The 19,706-nt window shown below is 60.2% G+C and carries 15 protein-coding genes; 13 read left to right on the top strand and 2 right to left on the bottom strand.

Translation table 11 applies throughout. The annotated features are described in order from the left end of the window. Positions 1 to 237 precede the first annotated feature (237 nt). Positions 238 to 1,152, top strand: a complete 915-nt coding sequence (locus tag T3A99_RS04700; RefSeq protein WP_076384631.1) for a LysR family transcriptional regulator — start codon at positions 238 to 240, stop codon at positions 1,150 to 1,152. 182 nt (positions 1,153 to 1,334) lie between these two features. Here T3A99_RS04700 and T3A99_RS04695 read toward each other — a convergent pair whose 3' ends face one another. After that, the gene (locus tag T3A99_RS04695; RefSeq protein ID WP_188250856.1) at positions 1,335 to 2,897 is read right to left on the bottom strand and encodes a carbohydrate porin; all 1,563 of its coding nucleotides are present in this window, start codon (positions 2,895 to 2,897) and stop codon (positions 1,335 to 1,337) included. 168 nt (positions 2,898 to 3,065) lie between these two features. On the opposite strand from T3A99_RS04695, the gene T3A99_RS04690 reads away from it, so the two are divergent. From T3A99_RS04690 to T3A99_RS04665, 6 genes are all read left to right on the top strand, one after another. Further along, complete coding sequence (locus T3A99_RS04690) at positions 3,066 to 4,340, top strand: ABC transporter substrate-binding protein (RefSeq protein WP_322833999.1); 1,275 nt, start codon at positions 3,066 to 3,068, stop codon at positions 4,338 to 4,340. 22 nt (positions 4,341 to 4,362) lie between these two features. Beyond that, positions 4,363 to 5,325 (top strand): sugar ABC transporter permease, encoded by a 963-nt coding sequence (locus tag T3A99_RS04685; RefSeq protein WP_322833998.1) that lies wholly within the window; start codon positions 4,363 to 4,365, stop codon positions 5,323 to 5,325. After that, positions 5,322 to 6,164, top strand: a complete 843-nt coding sequence (locus tag T3A99_RS04680; protein ID WP_047226425.1) for a carbohydrate ABC transporter permease — start codon at positions 5,322 to 5,324, stop codon at positions 6,162 to 6,164. Before T3A99_RS04685 ends, T3A99_RS04680 begins: the two co-directional genes overlap by 4 nt. Positions 6,165 to 6,191: 27 nt before the next feature. Next, complete coding sequence (locus T3A99_RS04675; RefSeq protein ID WP_173406945.1) at positions 6,192 to 7,337, top strand: ABC transporter ATP-binding protein; 1,146 nt, start codon at positions 6,192 to 6,194, stop codon at positions 7,335 to 7,337. After that, complete coding sequence (locus T3A99_RS04670; RefSeq protein ID WP_173406944.1) at positions 7,334 to 8,836, top strand: glycoside hydrolase family 32 protein; 1,503 nt, start codon at positions 7,334 to 7,336, stop codon at positions 8,834 to 8,836. The genes T3A99_RS04675 and T3A99_RS04670 overlap by 4 nt, the downstream gene beginning before the upstream one ends. A gap of 75 nt (positions 8,837 to 8,911) precedes the next feature. Beyond that, positions 8,912 to 9,904 carry a LacI family DNA-binding transcriptional regulator gene (locus T3A99_RS04665; RefSeq protein ID WP_322833997.1) on the top strand — a complete coding sequence of 331 codons (993 nt, stop codon included), beginning with the start codon at positions 8,912 to 8,914 and terminating at the stop codon, positions 9,902 to 9,904. 38 nt (positions 9,905 to 9,942) lie between these two features. Here the strand turns inward: T3A99_RS04665 and T3A99_RS04660 are convergent, their stop codons facing one another. After that, positions 9,943 to 10,368, bottom strand: coding sequence for a VOC family protein (locus T3A99_RS04660; protein WP_316913204.1), 426 nt, complete (start codon positions 10,366 to 10,368; stop codon positions 9,943 to 9,945). A gap of 102 nt (positions 10,369 to 10,470) precedes the next feature. On the opposite strand from T3A99_RS04660, the gene T3A99_RS04655 reads away from it, so the two are divergent. From T3A99_RS04655 to T3A99_RS04630, 6 genes are all read left to right on the top strand, one after another. Further along, the gene (locus T3A99_RS04655; protein ID WP_047229095.1) at positions 10,471 to 11,346 is read left to right on the top strand and encodes a LysR family transcriptional regulator; all 876 of its coding nucleotides are present in this window, start codon (positions 10,471 to 10,473) and stop codon (positions 11,344 to 11,346) included. A 164-nt stretch (positions 11,347 to 11,510) separates the two neighbouring features. Then, complete coding sequence (locus T3A99_RS04650; protein WP_107323274.1) at positions 11,511 to 12,275, top strand: substrate-binding periplasmic protein; 765 nt, start codon at positions 11,511 to 11,513, stop codon at positions 12,273 to 12,275. Between the two features lie 208 nt (positions 12,276 to 12,483). Continuing rightward, positions 12,484 to 13,737 (top strand): multidrug efflux RND transporter periplasmic adaptor subunit MexE, encoded by a 1,254-nt coding sequence (gene mexE / locus T3A99_RS04645; protein ID WP_076384609.1) that lies wholly within the window; start codon positions 12,484 to 12,486, stop codon positions 13,735 to 13,737. Between the two features lie 15 nt (positions 13,738 to 13,752). After that, positions 13,753 to 16,932, top strand: a complete 3,180-nt coding sequence (locus T3A99_RS04640; protein ID WP_047229097.1) for an efflux RND transporter permease subunit — start codon at positions 13,753 to 13,755, stop codon at positions 16,930 to 16,932. After that, a complete protein-coding gene (locus tag T3A99_RS04635) occupies positions 16,929 to 18,350 on the top strand; it encodes an efflux transporter outer membrane subunit (protein WP_139050053.1) in 1,422 nt (473 codons plus the stop codon). The genes T3A99_RS04640 and T3A99_RS04635 overlap by 4 nt, the downstream gene beginning before the upstream one ends. A 287-nt stretch (positions 18,351 to 18,637) precedes the next feature. Then, positions 18,638 to 19,693, top strand: coding sequence for a HEAT repeat domain-containing protein (locus T3A99_RS04630; protein ID WP_139050051.1), 1,056 nt, complete (start codon positions 18,638 to 18,640; stop codon positions 19,691 to 19,693). The last annotated feature ends 13 nt before the right edge of the window (positions 19,694 to 19,706 follow it).

Here is a 19,706-nt window from a genome sequence, read left to right as displayed (position 1 = left end):
CTCTAATGCCATGAACTCTATCCGGGCTTTGTACCCAAGACCATCAGTGGCTATTAATAGTCGACATGCCTGTCATTGATTCCGCAGCAAGAAAATGAACCCAGTCTTGTAGGGCCTATCCCTAAGAAAAAGCAATTAGCCGGTGCAGAGTACCAGTCTTTCCCCGTAAGATTCATGCCGGTCATTGTTCTCATATGGCCGCTCACGTCAAGCTTGCTGAATCTGCCAGGACCCCAGATGAATCGTAATGACCTGCGTCGTGTCGACCTGAACCTGTTGATCGTGTTCGAAACATTGATGCATGAACGCAGTGTGACCCGAGCCGCCGAGAAGCTGTTCCTCGGCCAGCCAGCCATCAGTGCCGCGCTGTCACGGCTGCGCAACCTGTTCGATGACCCGCTGTTCGTGCGCACCGGTCGCAGCATGGAACCGTCGGCCCGGGCGGTCGAAATCTTCGCCCTGCTCTCCCCAGCCTTGGATTCGATCTCCACGGCGGTCAGCCGCGCGGCGGAGTTCGACCCGGCCACCAGCACCTCGGTGTTCCGCATCGGCCTGTCGGACGACGCCGAGTTCGCGCTGTTGCCGATGCTGCTCAAGCGCCTGCGGGCCGAAGCTCCGGGGATTGTCCTGGTCGTGCGCCGGGTCAACTACATTCTGATGCCGGGCTTGCTGGCGTCCGGTGAAATCTCCATCGGCGTCAGCTACACCGAGGATCTGCCGGCCAACGCCAAGCGTAAAGTCTTGCGGCGCAGCATGCCCAAAGTGCTGCGGGCCGACACTGCGCCGGGTCGGCTGACCCTGGACGAATTCTGTGCCCGGCCCCATGCGCTGGTGTCCTTCGCCGGGGACCTGAGCGGTTTCATCGATGAAGAGCTGGAGAAACTGGACCGCAAGCGTCACGTGGTATTGGCCGTACCGCAGTTCAATGGCCTGAGCACGCTGCTGGCGGGCACTGACATTATCGCCATCGTGCCCGACTACACCGCCGACGCACTGACCGCCGCTGGCGGCGTTCGCGCCGAAGACCCACCGATTCCGGTGCGCAGCTTTGAACTGCACATGGCCTGGCGCGGCTCCCAGGACAACGACCCGGGTGAGCGCTGGTTGCGTTCGCGGATTCAGATGTTTTTTGGCGATCCGGATAGCTTGTAGAAACTCCGGGCTGCTGTCACCACCCAGTCCCTCACAGGCACTCGCCATAGACCAACCAATCCTGACCTGTGCCCGCTCGACCTGCCCTTCTCATGCCGGGGAAACAGAAGCAAGGCGCACGTGATCAAAGCGGCAATACCGGGGGCATCTCGAATCCAGCTTCAGAAGACGCCCCCGTCCAACTAGAACCAGGTTTCCATCTGTATGCCGTATTGCCACACGCCGCCTGCGTTGAAGTCAGACTTGCCGAAGGAATCGGAGGCGCTGTATCTGTCCAGATCCGAGGACCAGTTCATGACGCTGGCGAACACGCGCAGTTCGGGGCGTGTGAGAAGGTCTCCAAAATCAGGTTTGAAGGTCGGGGCGACCGTGAACTTCCAGAAGTTTCCGTCGACTGCATTGCGTTGCAGGTAGCCCTTGGGATCGAGGTCCATGGTTTGCCAGCTCATCTCGTAGGCCATCTCGAAATTGCTGTTGATTTCATTGGCCAGGCGCACGTTCAGTGTCATCCAGCGGTAGTCGTCGCCCTTGACGTACCGGTCCTTGCTCTGTTCGGCCAGTAAACTGGGACCGATGCGCCAGCCGGGGGCGATGGTCGTCTCACCATAGAGCGCCAGACGCAAAGCACGGGCGTCGTCGATCAGTTCGCCGTCCGAGCCGATGTTCTTAACCTCTGCCCCCAGGCCTTGCCCATAGAGCAACGCCGTTTTGAAGAAGCCTTCCCTGCCGAAAAAGTTCTTCTGGTGATTGGCCACCATGCTGTGCAGGCCGGAGTCCGCAGGTGTCAGGCCCGCCTCATTGTTGCGGGTGCCGATGTCGTTTTCTTTAGCGCCAATGGCGTTGAACATCCACTGCCACTGCCCATTGTCGAAGAACTGGTTGGAGGTCAGGATGTAGCTTTCAACATCGGCATTGACGCCGCCGTCACTGAACTCCCCGTAATTTCGCCCGATCAACGAGTAATTCGAGCGCCAGTTCTTGTTCATCTGCACGTCGTAGATGCCACCGCCGGTGCCAGCCAGGTAGACGACGTCCGAGTCCAGCCAGTGGATATCGAAATTGTCCCGGTCAAACCGCTTGCCTGCCCAGAGGGTGGAATTCTCAAACACCGAGTTTCCCTTGAACGCCGCGATGTGGTCCAGTTCGGTAAACACCTGCCGCACGTTCAGGTTGCTTTCGTCGGCCGTCCAGTCATTGGAGCTTTCTACGCCATCGGCAATGGACACGGTGAATTTTGAGCGGGTGCCGTTCTGCGCGTACTGCTCTTTCGACAGGTCGATCCGCATATAGGTGTCGTCCTCGTTACCGAGTCGCCCCACGGCACCGCCGACGGAACCGGCCGGGGTTGTATAAGGGCCGCCACGACCACCACCCAGACCGTCATTGACCAGCAACCCCGAGCGGGCGTAGCCCTTGAAGCTGAATCCGTCCGTGAGGGATGCGCCACTGTCTTGTTTTTCCAGGCTTTGTTGTCGGGCTTCGAGTTTTGCCAGCCGCGTGTCCAGCGTCGGCGTGGCAACGTTTGCAGTGGATGCTACCGGTTGGAGCGCGGGAGCGGCGAGTTTGAGTTGTTGCAGTTCCCTGGCCAGGGCCTGGGTTTGCTGTTCGGCAGCCGCGGCGCGTTTTTCCGCGGCGCTGGCACGGGCCTCGAACGCAGCCATGCGTTCTTCCAGCGTCGCAGCGTGAGAGGTGGCCGCCGCGGTGCCGAGCACGCCTGCGAGAAGCCAGCTTGATGCTTTCTGCATGTGGATTTCCCTGTTTTGTTTTTATTTTTTTGTTCCCGCAATGGTCTTTTTCCTTCGGCTTTTGAATTGTCAAAAACCGTGAAAAAAAGGATGCCTCATCGCTAATACGCTGCTACATTTGGCTATGTTAACGTTAACTTTTCTAAAAACAAAAATAAAGAGGGCTTTATGAAACAGCTCAAATCGCTCCTTCCTGCTGCGCTGCTCGGCCTTTGTGTCGGGCTTCCATCCCTCTCGACTGCCGCCAATCTGACGATCTCCTGCGGTGCCGTAGGTGCTGAATTGCAGCTGTGCAAGGAGGCTGTCGAGGCGTGGTCGAAGCAGACCGGCAACAGCGTCGAAGTGGTTTCCACGCCTAACTCGGCCACCGAAAGGTTGTCGTTCTACCAACAAATCCTGAGTGCCCGATCCAGCGACATCGACATCATTCAAATCGATATGGTGTGGCCGGGGATGCTGGCCAACCATCTGATGGACCTGCGCGAGGTGCTCCCTGCCAACGCGACCGAGGGCTACTTCCAGGCCCAGGTGGATAACGCCACGGTGAACGGCCGGCTGGTGACGATGCCCTGGTTCACCGATTCGGGGCTGCTGTATTACCGCAAGGACTTGCTCGAGAAGTACCACAAACAGGTGCCGCAGACCTGGGAGCAAATGACTGCAACCGCCCGGGAAGTCCAACAGGCTGAGCGCAACGCCGGGAACGCCAATGCCTGGGGGTACGTCTTTCAGGGCCGCGCCTATGAAGGTCTGACGTGTAATGCACTGGAGTGGATCAGCAGCCAGCCGCAGGGTGGGCTGGTCAATCCACAGGGCGATATCGTGGTCAATAGCCCGGCCGCAAGAACCGCGTTGACGCTGGCCAAGAGCTGGGTAGGAGACATCTCCCCACGTGGCGTACTCAACTACACCGAGGAAGAAGGACGAGGTGTATTCCAGTCGGGCAATGCGCTGTTCATGCGTAACTGGCCGTATGTCTGGGCCCTGGTACAAAGCCCGGACAGTGTCGTAAAAGACAAGGTCGGCGTGGCGCCCCTGCCCCGCGGTGGCGAGACCGGCACCCACGCCTCCACCCTGGGTGGCTGGGGCCTGGCGGTGTCGCGTTACAGCGCCAATCCAAAGCTTGCCGCGCAGCTGGTGAGCTACCTGAGCAGTGCTCAGCAGCAGAAACATCGTGCCCTGGTCGGCGCCTATAACCCGGTGATCGAGTCACTTTATCAAGACCCCGAGCTGCTCGCGGCGATGCCTTATTACAGTCAACTGCGCAGCATTCTCAAGGATGGGGTCATGCGGCCCGCCTCGATTACCGCCGATCGCTATCCACGTGTCTCCAATGCCTTCTTCGATCAAGTGCATGGTGTGCTGGCCGGCGAGGTGCCGGTCGATCAGGCGCTGGCGGAGCTGGAAAGCGAACTGACACGCATCAAGCGCCGGAACTGGTAAGCCACAAGGAAGGAAATTCACCATGTCTGTCTCCACTACCCTGGCGTCCGGTGACGAGCTGCTGCCCGCCCTGGAAACGCCGGTACAACGCCGCCGGGTTCGCGCCGCCTGGCTGTTCCTGACTCCGATGCTACTGTGCCTGGCCCTGGTGGCGGCCTGGCCGCTGCTGCGTACATTCTGGTTCAGCCTGACCGACGCCAGCCTGGCGGACACCGGTGACGCAAGTTTTATCGGCCTGAGCAATTATCTGCTGCACAGCAGCACCGGTTGGTCAGGCATCCTGGTCGATCCACAATGGTGGAACGCGGTGCGCAACACCCTGCATTTCACTGTGGTCTCAGTGGGGTTGGAAATGGTGCTGGGGCTGTTGGTGGCGCTGCTGCTGAACGTCAAGTTCACCGGGCGCGCCTTGGTGCGGGCATTGATTCTGATTCCCTGGGCGATCCCCACCATTGTCTCGGCGAAAATCTGGTCTTGGATGCTCAACGACCAGTTCGGCATCATCAATCATCTGATGCTGGGTGTCGGCCTGATTGACGCGCCCCTGGCCTGGACGGCAGACGCCGACTTGTCGATGTGGGCCGTGATCATCGTCGACGTCTGGAAGACCGTCCCGTTCGTCACGCTGCTGATGCTGGCGGCCTTGCAGATGTTGCCGGGCGATTGCTACGAAGCCGCCCGCGTCGATGGCATTCACCCGCTGAAGGTGTTCTGGCGAGTCACCCTGCCGCTGCTGATGCCTGCGCTGCTGGTGGCGGCGATTTTCCGCATCCTCGATTCGTTGCGGGTGTTTGACGTCATCTATGTGCTGACCTCCAACTCGTCGAGCACCATGAGCATGTCGGTGTACGCCCGCCAGCATCTGATGGAGTTTCAGGACGTCGGCTACGGCAGCGCGGCCTCGACCTTGCTGTTTCTGGTCGTCGCAGTCATCGCCATGATTTATCTGTACCTCGGACGCCGTCAAATGGAGGTTCGCTCATGAGCCCGCGCCTACTGAAAAAAGCGCTGTTGCGCGTCGGATTCTGGTGCCTGATCGCGATTTTGCTGCTGTATGCGGTGTTCCCTTTCTACTACGCCATCGTGACGTCGCTGAAGCCGTCCAGTGCCTTGTTCCAGGTGAGCTACTGGGTCGACAACCCCGACTTCTCCAACTATGCCGCCGTGCTCCACCAGGCCTCGTTCCTGCGGGCAATCGGTAACTCGCTGGTGGTTGCCCTGAGTGTGGTCGCGCTGGCGCTGTTCCTCAGCCTGACCGCCGCCTATGCCTTGGGCCGGGTGAAGTTTCGTGGACGCGGCGCGGTGTTGATAATGGTTCTGGGCGTGTCGATGTTTCCCCAGGTCGCGGTGCTGTCAGGGCTGTTCGAGGTGATCCGTGCCCTGGGCCTGTACAACACGCCCTGGGCGCTGATCCTGAGCTACACGATCTTCACCCTGCCCTTCACCGTCTGGGTGCTGACCACGTTCATGGGCCAACTGCCCCATGAGCTGGAGGAGGCGGCGATCATGGACGGTGCTTCGCCCTGGGTCACCCTGACCCGCGTGTTATTGCCGCTGCTCTGGCCTGCGCTGGTCACCACCGGCCTGCTGGCTTTCATTGCTGCGTGGAACGAGTTCCTGTTTGCCCTGACCTTCACCCTCACCGACACGCAGCGCACGGTGCCGGTAGCCATCGCCCTGATTTCCGGCGGCAGCTCCCATGAGTTGCCTTGGGGGCTGTTGATGGCCGCTTCGGTGCTGGTCACCGTCCCACTGGTGATTCTGGTGCTGATCTTCCAGCGCCGAATCGTTTCCGGTCTCACTACCGGTGCGTTAAAGGGTTGATGCCCAACAAAGACAAGGAACAGCATCGTGATCAAGTTGAAGCTAGACAACGTGAACAAACAATTGGGCGGCATGCGCATTCTTCGCGACGTCAGCCTGGAAATCGCCGCCGGTGAATTCGTGGTGTTCGTCGGCCCCTCGGGCTGCGGAAAATCCACCCTGTTGCGACTGATCGCCGGGCTGGATTCCATCTGCGCCGGCGACCTGTTGATCGACGGGCGCCGGGTCAATGACCTGGAGCCGCGCGAGCGTGGCGTCGGCATGGTGTTTCAGTCCTATGCCCTCTACCCGCACATGAACGTCTACGACAACATCAGTTTTGGTCTCAAGTTGGCCAAGACCGAAAAAACCAGCCTGCGCGAGCGCGTGCTGAAAACCGCGCAAATCCTGCAGTTGGACAAACTGCTGCAACGCAAACCCAAGGAATTATCGGGTGGCCAACGTCAGCGGGTGGCCATGGGCAGGGCTATGGCACGGGAACCGGACATCTTGTTGTTCGATGAGCCGCTGTCCAATCTGGACGCCTCTTTGCGCGTGCAAATGCGCAATGAAATCGCCAGGCTGCATGCCCGACTGGGCACGACCATGATCTACGTGACCCACGATCAGGTTGAAGCGATGACCCTGGCCGACAAGATTGTCGTGCTCAATGGCGGACGTATCGAGCAGGTTGGCTCGCCGCGAGAACTCTACGAACGCCCGGCGACTCGTTTTGTCGCCGGTTTCCTCGGCTCGCCAAGGATGAACTTTCTTGCAGCGTTCCTGCATACGCCAGGCGCAAGCAGCCTGGTGGAAAGCCTGGTATTGGGCAGGACCACCCTGCCCTTTGACAGCTCAAGCCTGGCGGCGAACAGCCAACTGAGCCTGGGGATTCGACCGGAACATGTAGCACTCAAGGCGGCACAGGGCACAGCCGGCATCGCCGTGATCGGGGTCGAATACCTGGGCAGCGAAACCTATGTGCACCTCGATACCGGTCAGGATGAGCCGATGATCTGTCGCTGTGAGGTCCACGCCGGGTGGCGAGTGGGTGATCGGGTCGAACTGCAGGTAGAGATCGACAATCTGCACCTGTTCGATGCCGACGGCACGGCCTTGAGGCGCCACCCACAATCCCTCGAAACCCCGTTGGATGACATTGCCCAGCGCTCGGTACGAGCAGGCGCCCTATGACCGTGTGTGTGAATCCCATGAACGCTCCAATGTCCGCGACCCTTGAGCTTGCACAACAGGCGCTGAGCGCCGGCCTGTCTCGCGTCACCGATGACTATCGCCCCGACTATCATCTTGCCCCGCCCGCAGGCTGGATGAACGACCCTAACGGAGTGGTGTACTTTCGCGGCGAGTATCACGTGTTTTATCAACATCACCCCTTCGACGCGAAATGGGGCCCGATGTATTGGGGGCATGCCAAGAGTGCTGACCTGGTCCATTGGCAGCACCTGCCCATCGCACTGGCGCCAGGCGATGACTTTGACCGCGACGGGTGTTTTTCCGGCAGTGCGGTGGTGTGTGGCGACACGTTGGCGTTGATCTACACCGGGCACACCTGGCTGGGGGAAGTGGGTGACGAACGCCAGATTCGCCAGGTCCAGTGTCTTGCCACCAGCGTCGACGGCGTCCGGTTCGTCAAGCAGGGTGTCGTCATCGAGACCGCACCGCAAGACACGATCATGCATTTTCGTGATCCCAAGGTCTGGAAGGACAACGACTATTGGTACCTGATTGCCGGCGCACGCCTGGGCGATACGCCTTTACTCCCCTTGTACCGCTCCATCGATCTGCGCGCCTGGGAGTTCCTTGACTATGTAGCCCGCGGCAACGAGGGCGATGGCTATATGTGGGAGTGCCCGGACCTGTTTCGCCTCGATGGGCGCGACGTGCTGCTGTACTCCCCCCAGGGCATGCGCCCCGAGGGTTACGAGCGGCTCAACAAGTACCAGACCGGTTATCGCGTGGGGCAACTCGACAGCCAATGGCACTTCAGCGGCGACCCGTTTATCGAGCTGGATAACGGCCATGACTTCTATGCTGCGCAAACGCTGGTGGCTGCTGACGGTCGGCGCCTGGTGTGGGCGTGGCTCGACATGTGGGAAAGTCCGATGCCGAGCCAGGCCCATCACTGGTGCGGCATGCTCGGCCTACCCCGGGAACTGCAGTTGCATGCCGACCGCCTCAGGGTGTTTCCGGCCCGGGAACTGACCGCTTTACGCAAGGCACCGCTGCCGCACACCTCTGCGTGGGTTGGACCGGGCTACGAATGGGTGCCACAGGTCAATGGCGACAGGCTCGAGCTCCATGTGCATCTGGATTTGCTCGGCTGTGCCGAAGGTCACCTGGGTATCGCCTTGCGTTGCAGTGCTGAGGGCGACGAACAAACCCTGCTCTATTACGACGCTTCGCTGCAGCGCCTGGTACTGGATCGCAGTCGTTCGGGCGCGCAGGTGAGCGGTCAGCGCAGCGTGGCGATAGACCACGCCCAGAAGTCCTTGCACCTGCGGGTGTTTCTGGATCGTTCGTCCATCGAGGTGTTTGAGCAAGACGGCCGCTTCAGCCTCAGCAGCCGCGTCTATCCGCGGCCCGACAGCCTGGGGGTAAAACTATTGGCAAGCGGGGCTGGCGGACGCGTCTCCATTGGTAATGCATGGCCGCTGGCTTCCGCATGGCTATGAGCAATGTCATTCGAGTCGCGACAAGCCCGGAGCCTGTGTCATGATTCGGCGTCAACCTGACTGGCCGCACCTCGCATGACTTCAGTGAAAGACGTTGCACAGCTGGCCGGCGTGTCCCTGATGACGGTTTCTCGAGCGCTCAACAATCCGGAAAAACTGAGCCCCGAAACCCTTCAGCGGGTGCGTCGCGCCATTGACGAACTGCAATTCGTACCGAGCCTTTCGGCGCGCAGGATGCGCGGGGACAATCTCCAGGCGCGAACCATCGGTGTGTTCGCACTGGATACCGCGACCACACCTTTCGCAGTCGAGCTGCTGCTGTCCATCGAGCAGACCGCGCAGCAAGCCGGTTGGAATGTGTTTATCCTCAACCTGTTGAGCAACCCGCCCACCGAGCAGAACATCGACCTGATGATGTCGCACCGTCCCGACGGGTTGATCTTCAGTGCCATGGGATTGCGCCAGGTGAGCATCCCCGAGCGCCTGAAAAGCAAACCCCTGGTACTCGCCAATTGCCTGGCCGATGACACTCGCCTGGTCAGCTATGTGCCCGACGATGAAACGGGGCAGCATCGAGCGGTGCATCACGCCTTGAGCCAAGGCTATCGGCGCCCTCTGTGTATCAATCTGCCAAAACAGAGCCTTGCCTGGAGCCTGCGACAAGAAGGTTTGCAACGTGCCTGCCAGGCCTTTGGGCTGGCGCCTGAAGCACTTCTGCAATACGACCTTTCCGATCACGATGCCTACGGTGAAACCGCAGCCATTCTCGACCGGCACATCATCGAGGGGCGTCCGCAGTTCGACATTCTGATCTGCGGTAACGACCGTATCGCCTTCTGTGCCTATCAGTTGTTGTTGGGCCGTGGCCTGAAGATTCCCAGCGATGTTGCGGTGCTCGGCTATGACAACATGATCGGCATCGCCGAGCTGTTCATGCCGCCACTGACCACGGTCCAACTGCCGTACTACGAGATCGGTCGCAGGGCTGCCCGGCACCTGATCGAGAACCTCGATGTGTCGGGCGCCCAGCCGGTAGATTGCCCATTGGTGATCAGAGCGTCGTTATAGACTCAGTAGGAAAATCTCACCTCGGGCCTTTACTTCTATCACTTGGCAAAGAGCTGGCTCATATCCTTGAACGCCTTGAATTCAAGCGCGTTACCGCAAGGGTCGAACAGGAACATCGTCGCCTGCTCACCCACCTGCCCCTTGAAGCGAATGTAGGGTTCAATCACAAACTGGGTACCGAAGGACTTCAAGCGTTCGGCCAGTGCTTCCCATTCCTCCCAGCCCAAAATAACGCCGAAATGAGGAACAGGTACGTCATGGCCGTCCACCGGGTTGCTGTGAACGCTTTCCTGAGCCGCGGTTTTTGGCTGCTCATGGATCACCAACTGGTGGCCGTAAAAGTTGAAATCGACCCACTGGGCGCTGGAGCGCCCCTCTTGCAGTCCAAACACTTCACCATAAAAGGTGCGTGCGCCAGCGAGGTCGTAAACCGGGATTGCCAAGTGGAAGGGAGAGAGGTTCATCAGGACTCCTTTTTTGTGCTTTTTGGGTGAGGCCATCGTAGAGCGGCGCTACAGGCGGAAAAATCAATATATATTGCTTAGAAACACAATTAATATTTGTGAATGATTAAAGAACTCAAGACGCTCCTCGCCGTCGCACGGGAAGGCACTTTCGCTGCGGCCGGGAACAGGATCGGCCTCACACAGGCCGCCGTGAGCGCGCAAATCCAGCGTCTGGAGGCGCAGCTTGGCTTCGAAATATTCGACAGGAAAGGACGCTCGGCGCACCTCAACCGCAAGGGGCACCAAGTGCTCTTGCAGGCACAAGAGTTGCTGCGCCTCTACGACAATCTGGGCTGTGGCACCGCCGAACTTGCGACCAATGTCCTGGTGAACATCGGCGCCATTGCGTCCGTTCAGCGTTCCTATTTGCCGGACGCTTTGGCCAGGTTCCATCAGCAATGCCCTCAGTGCCGTACTCGGGTGCTGCCGGGGCTGTCGATGGAGCTGGTCAATCTGGTGGACGCTGGCGAAATCGACATGGCGGCCATCATCCGTCCGCCCTTCTCGCTTCAGAGCGACCTGCGCTGGACGACCCTGACACTTGAGCCGTATCGATTGATCGTTGCCCGCGAAGTGCCGGGGGAAGATTGGGCGACACTCCTTTCCAGCCTTCCATTCATTCGATATGACCGTGCTTCATTCGGTGGCCGGCAGGTGGATCGTTTCCTGCGGCAAATGCATTTCACCGTGCGCGAGGTGTGTGAACTGGATGAACTGGAGGCCATCATCAAGCTGGTTGAAAACGGTGTGGGAGTGGCATTGGTCCCGCAAACATCGGCCCATGACTGGCCGGCGGGTGTCAGAGCCCTGGACCTTGGTCAGCACACCTTCCATCGGGATATCGGACTGGTGCATCGGTCGGGACAAAGCCTCACCGAACCGGTGCGGACTTTGGCTCAACTGATTGCCGAACAAGCCAGTACCGGTTCTGAGTAAAAAAGCTTTTGTCGACCGAATGATCTATACCTTCAGATACACGCAGTCAGGCCGACAGCGTTGATAGGCAATAATAAAAAAGCCGTGGTGAACATCGCAGGATGATGTTTCTGGCGCCGTGGGTTTGGAATGGCGCATCACTTTCAATGCCTGAAGTATCGATCATGAGCCGGATCAAACGCGTATTGGAAGGCCGTACCAAAGCACTCTCGCGCCTATGCCTGGTGCTGCCGACGCTGATTGTCTGTAGCGCCTACGCCGCACCTTTGACGATTGAACTGCACATTCTGGACGCGCCGCCGTTGACGTTTGTCGATGACCCCAAGGGGCACGGAATTGTCGGCGATGTTGCTGTAGCGGCCATGACCAAGGCCGGGTATACCGTGCAGTTCCATATCCTTCCCTGGGCCCGCTCACAGAAGCACGTCAGCGAACAGCGCAATCACCTGATCGCGCCCCTGTCGCGCACGCCGGAACGCGAGGATCGCTTTACCTGGATCGCTTCGGTCATGCCCATGGAACGCGCCTTCTTCACCCTCGACCGGCAAGTGAGCAGTTTCGCCGAAGCCCGGCAAACGTACCGCAAGATTGGCGTCGGCCTGGGAAGTGCGCAGCAGGAGATCCTGCGCACCGAAGGGTTCAGCGATGAGCAGATCTACCCGCTGGTCATTGGCGACAACCCCGCCCAGATGCTCTTGATGGGACGTATCGACGCTTGGTTCAACGGCGTCCCTGAGAGTCGGTATATCTGGCCCAAGGTGTCCAAGCGCGAACTGCTCATGAGCCCGGTCAATAGCAGTGCCGATCTCTATCTGGCCTGCTCCAAACGGTGCTCCCCGAAAATGGTCAAGAAGCTGCGGGCGGCCGTTGAAAGCCTTCGCGCCAGCGGCGAAATCCAGCGCATCCATGACCGCTATCTGCCGCAGTAGCGTTCTTCACGCAGGTAATTCGGTGCATCTGGCAACCTGAAGGGACATCAACGCAATTGATAGCCGCCTAACGAAAGCCCTCAGCTAGAGCGCTGGGCGATGTCTTATATCATTCCGAATGATAGTTACCTTTGCTTCATTCGATTCGTGCCTCACCGCCTCCCCACGCATCATCCGCCCATCTCAATACTCTTGGCGGATGCTATCCATGGAATATTCACTTTCAAAATTGCGCTTTCCCCTGGCACTGATGGCGGTGCTGGTGATGAGTGCATGCGGCAAGACCCCAGATACGGCGGCTTCCATGCCGGCGGCCAAAGTCAGTGTGGCCAAGGTGCTGGAGCAGCCGGTCAACGAGTGGGACGAATTCACCGGGCGCCTCGAGGCACCTGAAACCGTTGAGATCCGACCCCGCGTTTCAGGACAGATCGATAACGTAGCGTTCACCGAAGGCGCTCTGGTCAAGAAAGGCGACCTGTTGTTCCAGATCGATCCGCGTCCCTTCCAGGCTGAAGTGCGTCGCCTCGAAGCCCAGTTGTCCCAGGCCCGAGCGACGGCTACCCGTAGCGAGAACGAAGCCAAGCGTGGCGAGCGCCTGCGCTTGAGCAATGCCATTTCCGCCGAGCTGGCAGATTCGCGTACCAGTGCTGCCCAGGAAGCCCGCGCTGCCGCTGCGGCGATCCAGGCACAACTGGACCTGGCCAAACTGAACCTGAGCTTCACCCGGGTCACTTCGCCTATCAGCGGTCGCGTCAGCCGGGCGGACATCACCGCCGGCAACCTGGTGACCGCCGATGTCACGCCGCTCACCAGCGTGGTGTCCACCGACAAGGTCTACGCCTACTTCGATGCCGACGAGCGCGTCTTCCTCAAGTACACCCGCCTCGCCCGCGAAGGTCAGCGCGGTCAGGCCACTCCGGTCTACATGGGCCTGTCCAACGAGGAAGGTAATCCGCACCTGGGCCATATGAATTTCATCGACAACCAGGTCAATCCACAGACCGGTACCATTCGTGGTCGCGCGGTGTTCGACAACAAGGATGGCGCCTACACCCCTGGGCTGTATGCCCGGCTGAAACTGGTGGGCAGCGGCACTTACTCGGCCGTGCTGATCAACGACGAAGCCGTCGGCACCGACCTTGGCAAGAAATTCGTGCTGGTGATGGACGCCGACAATAAGCCGGCCTACCGCGCTGTCGAGCTGGGACCGAAGATCGAAGGCCTGCGCATCGTGCGCAACGGCTTGAGCAAGGACGACACCATCATCGTCAAGGGCCTGCAACGCGCTCGCCCCGGTACACCAGTCACGCCTGAAACCGTGCCGATGGCCAGCGAAGAAACCATTGCCGCCCTGGCACAACAACGAAAAGCGCTCGAAGCCAGCAACCTGCCCCAAGTCGCGCCTGCCAAGGCTGCTTCCGGATCGGCAGGCAAACTGGCCGCAGCGACCCCACGCGGTTAAGGGACTGAACTCAAGATGAAATTTTCCCAGTTCTTCATTTCGCGGCCGATCTTCGCAGCGGTGCTTTCGTTGCTGATCCTGATCGCCGGCGCCATCTCACTGTTCCAGTTGCCGATCAGCGAGTACCCGGAAGTCGTGCCGCCGACTGTGGTCGTGCGCGCCAACTTCCCGGGTGCCAACCCCAAGGTCATCGGCGAAACCGTAGCCGCGCCCCTGGAGCAAGCCATCACCGGCGTCGAGAACATGCTGTACATGTCCTCGCAATCCACCGCCGATGGCAAGATCACCCTGACCATCACCTTCGCGCTGGGTACCGACCTGGACAACGCCCAGGTGCAGGTGCAGAACCGCGTCACGCGGACTGAACCCAAGTTGCCGGAAGAAGTCACCCGGATCGGCATCACGGTGGACAAGGCATCGCCCGACCTGACCATGGTTGTGCACTTGACCTCGCCGGACCAGCGCTACGACATGCTTTACCTGTCCAACTATGCCCTGCTCAACATCAAGGATGAGCTGGCGCGTCTGGGCGGCGTGGGTGATGTGCAGCTATTCGGCATGGGGGACTATTCCCTGCGGGTCTGGCTTGACCCGAACAAAACTGCTTCGCGTAACCTGACCGCCACCGACGTGGTCACCGCCATCCGCGAACAGAACCGTCAGGTCGCCGCCGGTGCCCTGGGCGCGCCTCCGGCACCCAATGCCCAGGCATTCCAGCTCTCGATCAACACCCAGGGACGCCTGGTGAATGAGGAAGAGTTCGAAAACATCATTATCCGTTCCGGCGAGGACGGTGAAATTACCCGCCTCAAAGACATCGCACGAGTGGAGTTGGGCTCCAGTCAATACGCCCTGCGCTCATTGCTCGACAACCAGCCGGCGGTGGCGATCCCGATCTTCCAGCGCCCCGGCTCCAACGCCATCCAGATTTCCAACGATGTTCGCGCCAAGATGGACGAACTCAAGCAGAACTTCCCGGCGGGAATGGACTACAGCATCGTCTATGACCCGACGATCTTCGTGCGCGGTTCCATCGAGGCGGTGGTTCACACCCTCTTCGAAGCGCTGATTCTCGTGGTACTGGTGGTGATCCTGTTCCTGCAGACCTGGCGCGCCTCGATCATTCCGCTGGTGGCCGTGCCGGTGTCGCTGATCGGTACGTTTGCCGTGATGCATCTGTTCGGCTTCTCGCTGAACGCGCTCTCGCTGTTCGGGCTGGTACTGGCGATCGGTATCGTGGTGGACGACGCCATCGTGGTGGTGGAGAACGTCGAACGCAACATCGGCTTGGGACTGACTCCGGTGGAAGCCACCAAACGCGCCATGGGCGAAGTGACCGGGCCGATCATCGCCACGGCATTGGTGTTGTGCGCGGTATTCGTACCGGCGGCGTTCATCAGTGGCTTGACCGGGCAGTTCTATAAGCAGTTCGCCTTGACCATTGCCATTTCCACGGTGATCTCGGCATTCAACTCCCTGACCCTGTCGCCAGCCCTGGCCGCAGTGCTGCTCAAGAGTCATGACGCGCCCAAGGACCGTTTTTCCAGGTTCCTGGACAAGATATTCGGTGGCTGGCTGTTCCGTCCGTTCAACCGCTTCTTCGACCGTGCCAGTCACAGCTACGTGGGCACAGTTGGCCGCGTGATCCGCAGCAGCGGCATCGCCCTGCTGGTGTACGCAGGCCTGATGGTGCTGACGTTCTTCGGGTTCTCCAACACCCCGACCGGTTTCGTACCCGGCCAGGACAAGCAATACCTGGTGGCCTTTGCCCAACTGCCGGATGCCGCGAGCCTGGACCGCACCGAAGACGTGATCAAGCGTATGTCGGACATGGCCCTCAAGCAGCCGGGCGTCGAAAGCGCCGTGGCCTTCCCTGGCCTGTCGATCAACGGCTTCACCAATAGTCCGAACGCCGGCATCGTGTTCGTCACCCTCAAGCCTTTCGACGAGCGCAAGGACCCCAGCATGTCTGCCGGGGCCATTGCCGGGGCCTTGAACGGCCAGTACTCGGAAATCCAGGAAGCCTACATGGCGATCTTCCCGCCGCCGCCGGTACAGGGCCTGGGCACGATCGGTGGTTTCCGTCTGCAAATCGAAGACCGGGGCAACCTGGGCTACGACGAGCTGTACAAAGAAACCATGAACATCATCACCAAGAGCCACAACGTGCCGGAACTGGCCGGGCTGTTCACCAGCTACACGGTGAACGTGCCGCAGGTCGATGCCGCCATCGATCGTGAAAAAGCCAAGACCCACGGCGTGGCCGTCAGTGACATCTTCGACACCCTGCAGATCTACCTGGGCTCGCTGTATGCCAACGACTTCAACCGCTTTGGCCGCACCTATCAGGTCAACGTTCAGGCCGAGCAACAGTTCCGCCTGGAGTCGGACCAGATTGGCCAGCTCAAGGTGCGCAACAACCGTGGCGAGATGATCCCGCTGGCGACCTTCATCAAGGTCAGCGACACCTCGGGGCCTGACCGCGTAATGCACTACAACGGCTTCATCACTGCGGAAATCAACGGTGCCGCTGCCCCGGGCTACAGTTCCGGCCAGGCTGAAAAAGCCATCGAGAAACTGCTCAAGGACGAATTGCCCAACGGCATGACTTACGAGTGGACCGACCTGACGTACCAGCAGATTCTCTCGGGCAATACCGCGCTGTTCGTGTTCCCGCTCTGTGTCCTGCTGGCGTTCCTGGTGCTGGCGGCACAGTACGAAAGCTGGAGCTTGCCGCTGGCGGTGATCCTGATCGTACCGATGACCCTGCTGTCGGCCATTACCGGGGTAATTCTTTCCGGCGGCGACAACAACATCTTTACCCAGATCGGATTGATCGTACTGGTGGGGCTTGCCTGTAAGAATGCCATTCTGATCGTTGAGTTCGCCAAGGATAAACAGCTCGAGGGCATGAACCCCCTGGCTGCGGTGCTGGAGGCCTGCCGCCTGCGTCTGCGGCCGATCCTGATGACCTCTTTCGCGTTCATCATGGGCGTGGTGCCGTTGGTCTTCTCCAGCGGTGCAGGTGCTGAAATGCGCCATGCCATGGGTGTCGCGGTGTTCTCGGGCATGCTCGGGGTGACCTTCTTCGGTCTGCTGCTCACGCCAGTGTTCTATGTACTGATCCGCAACTTCGTCGAGCGCAGCGAGGCCCGCAAAGCGGCCCGGGCGTTGAAACTGGAGGCGCAACAATGAGTTTGAAAGTGTTTGTGCCGAGCCTGCTGGTACTGGCCTTGAGTGCTTGCGCCGTAGGCCCGGACTACAAGGCACCGCAAACGGAGGCGGCGAACATCACCACCGCCACCGACGGTGCCGCCGGCCAGAAAAATTTCGACCGTGCCCGTTTCGAAGGGATCTGGTGGCAGCAGTTCGAAGACCCGACGCTCAACGCGCTGGTCACCCGTTCCCTGGAGGGCAACCGCGAGTTACGCGTGGCGTTCGCCCGTTTGCGAGCAGCCCGAGCGATACGCGACGACGCCAGCAATGACGTCATGCCGACCATCACCAGCCGCGCCAGCAGCAACCTGGGCAAAGGCCAGATTCCGGGGCAGACCACCGACCGGGTCAGCACCGAACGCTATGACCTGGGCCTGGACATGGCCTGGGAGCTGGATCTGTTCGGACGCATCCAGCGCAACCTGGAAGCCACCGATGCCGATCAGCAGGCGGTCGAAGCCGATCTCTACCAGTTGCAGGTGACAATGATCGCCGAACTGGTGGACGCCTACGGTCAACTGCGCGGCGCCCAACTGCGGGAAAAAATCGCCCTGGCAAACCTCGAGAACCAGCAGGCGTCGCGCAAGATCACCGAAAGTCTGCGTGATGCCGGCGTCGGCGATCAGCTCGACGTGGTCCGTGCCGATGCGCGCCTGGCCTCGGTCGAAGCCAGCGTGCCGCAGTTGCAGGCCGAACAGGTACGCCAGCGCAACCGCATCGCTACCTTGCTGGGTGAGCGCCCGGACAAACTGAGTGTGGACCTGAGTCCCAAACAGCTTCCGGCCATCGCCAAGGCCCTGCCGATTGGCGATCCGGGTGAACTGTTGCAACGTCGCCCGGACATTCTCAGCGCCGAGCGCCAACTCGCTGCCGCCACCGCGCGCATTGGCGTGGCCAAGGCCGATCTGTTCCCACGGGTCAGCCTCAGCGGTTTCCTGGGCTTTACCGCCGGGCGCGGTTCGCAGATCGGCTCATCGGCGGCCAATGCCTGGGCGCTGGGGCCAAGCATCACCTGGGCTGCCTTCGATCTGGGCAGTGTGCGGGCGCGTCTGCGCGGTGCCGACGCTGAGGCGGACGGCGCCTTGGCGACCTACGAACAGCAAGTGCTGCTGGCCCTGGAGGAATCGGAAAATGCCTTCAGCGACTACGGCAAGCGCCAACAACGCCTGATTTCGCTGATCCGGCAGAGCGAATCGAGTCGAGCCGCCGCTGACCTGGCCGAAATCCGCTACCGCGAAGGCACAGAGGATTTCCTCGTCCTGTTGGATGCCCAACGTGAGCGCCTGGCCGCCGAGGACACTCAGGCCCAGGCCGAAGTGGACCTGTATCGCGGCATTGTCGCGATCTACAAGGCCCTGGGCGGCGGCTGGCAACCGGAAGCCGTAGCCAGCAACTGACCGACCTTATTCAACCGAGCTCCTTTGGTTGGCCGCAACCAACCAAATTTTCGCCCCGCCTCCCATGTTGGACGCGGGGCTTTTTTTGCCTGCTGCAAAACGCCCGGTGGGAGCGAGCCTGCTCGCGATGGCGCTGGGTCAGTCAACTCAAATGCCAACTGATATACCGCTATCGCGAGCAGGCTCGCTCCCACCGGGTTATCTGCAGATTCTTTCAAGGTTTGACTCAAGCCCGCACCTGACCGAAGCTTGCGGCATTTCACGCTTCCTGGTTATGGACTACCTGCATGCCCTCGCCTCGCCGCTATCTGTTGCTCAGCCTGTCTGTCCTGTTGGTAATCGGTCTAGTCGCAATGTGGCTACGCAGCACCACGCCGCAAATTCCCGAGGCAATCAAGCGTGGCTACAGTGAAGCCCTTGAGCACGCACGCAATGGGCAGCCAGGGGCGGCGCGGATGCTCTATCAGCAATTGGGTCGCCCGGACCTGTCGCCCAAGCGCCGGGTATGGCTGCACGCAGAGCTGGCGAACTACCCAAGCCCCCAAGCCCTGAAACTGGCGGACGCGGACCTGCACAGCGAGTCGCCGGATGTGCGTCGAGCGGCCATCGGCAGCATCAGCGGGCTGGTGCCAACCGGCCAACGCAGCCTGTTGCTGGGGCCGTTGCTCGAAGATCAAGACCCCAGCGTCCGCTTCGCCGCAGTGAACGCGTTGCTGGGCCTATCGCCGGATGAGCTTGGTTTGTACTTCGGGCCTATGCAGCTTGTCATCGGTATGTGGGAGCAGATGCTTGAAGACGGTCCACCAACCGCCGAGTCCCACTATCAGCTCGCCCGGCTGCACCTGCATAACGCCGAACTGAAAAAGGCTCAGTTGGCGCTGGAACAAGTCCTGCGCCTGCAACCGGACAACCTGCCAGCGCTGGTCATGCAGATCGACGTGCTGGACAAACAGGGCCAGGCCGACGCTGCACGTCAGTTGCTTGCCCAACAGTTGAAAAACCAGCCGGAGTCGGCTTATCTGCAACATGCATTGGGTCTGTGGCTGCTGCACCATGGCCAGGCGGAGTACGCGCTGCTTGGTTTGGCAAAAGCCGTGGAGCTTGAGCCCGAAAACCGACATTACCGTTATGACCTGGCAACCACCTTGTATGCCGAACAGGAACTGGAAGCGGCGCAGAAACAGTTACAGGAAATCGTCCAGCGCTACCCGGCTGATCGCAGGGCGCGGGTGCTGCTGATCAACTACTGGAAGGAGTCCGGGCAGTTGCAGAATGTGCAGATCCTGTTGGCGCAACTGGAGCAACTCAACCCCGATGATCCGGCGCTGCAGCAAGGCCTGTAGGCGTTTCCCCGCT

Origin of the sequence: Pseudomonas sp. N-137 (assembly GCF_034555295.1) — a bacterium.
In the GTDB taxonomy this organism is placed as follows: domain Bacteria; phylum Pseudomonadota; class Gammaproteobacteria; order Pseudomonadales; family Pseudomonadaceae; genus Aquipseudomonas; species Aquipseudomonas rhizophila.
Note: the sequence above shows the minus strand (reverse complement) of the source record. Positions and strands in the feature narration are given on the sequence as shown.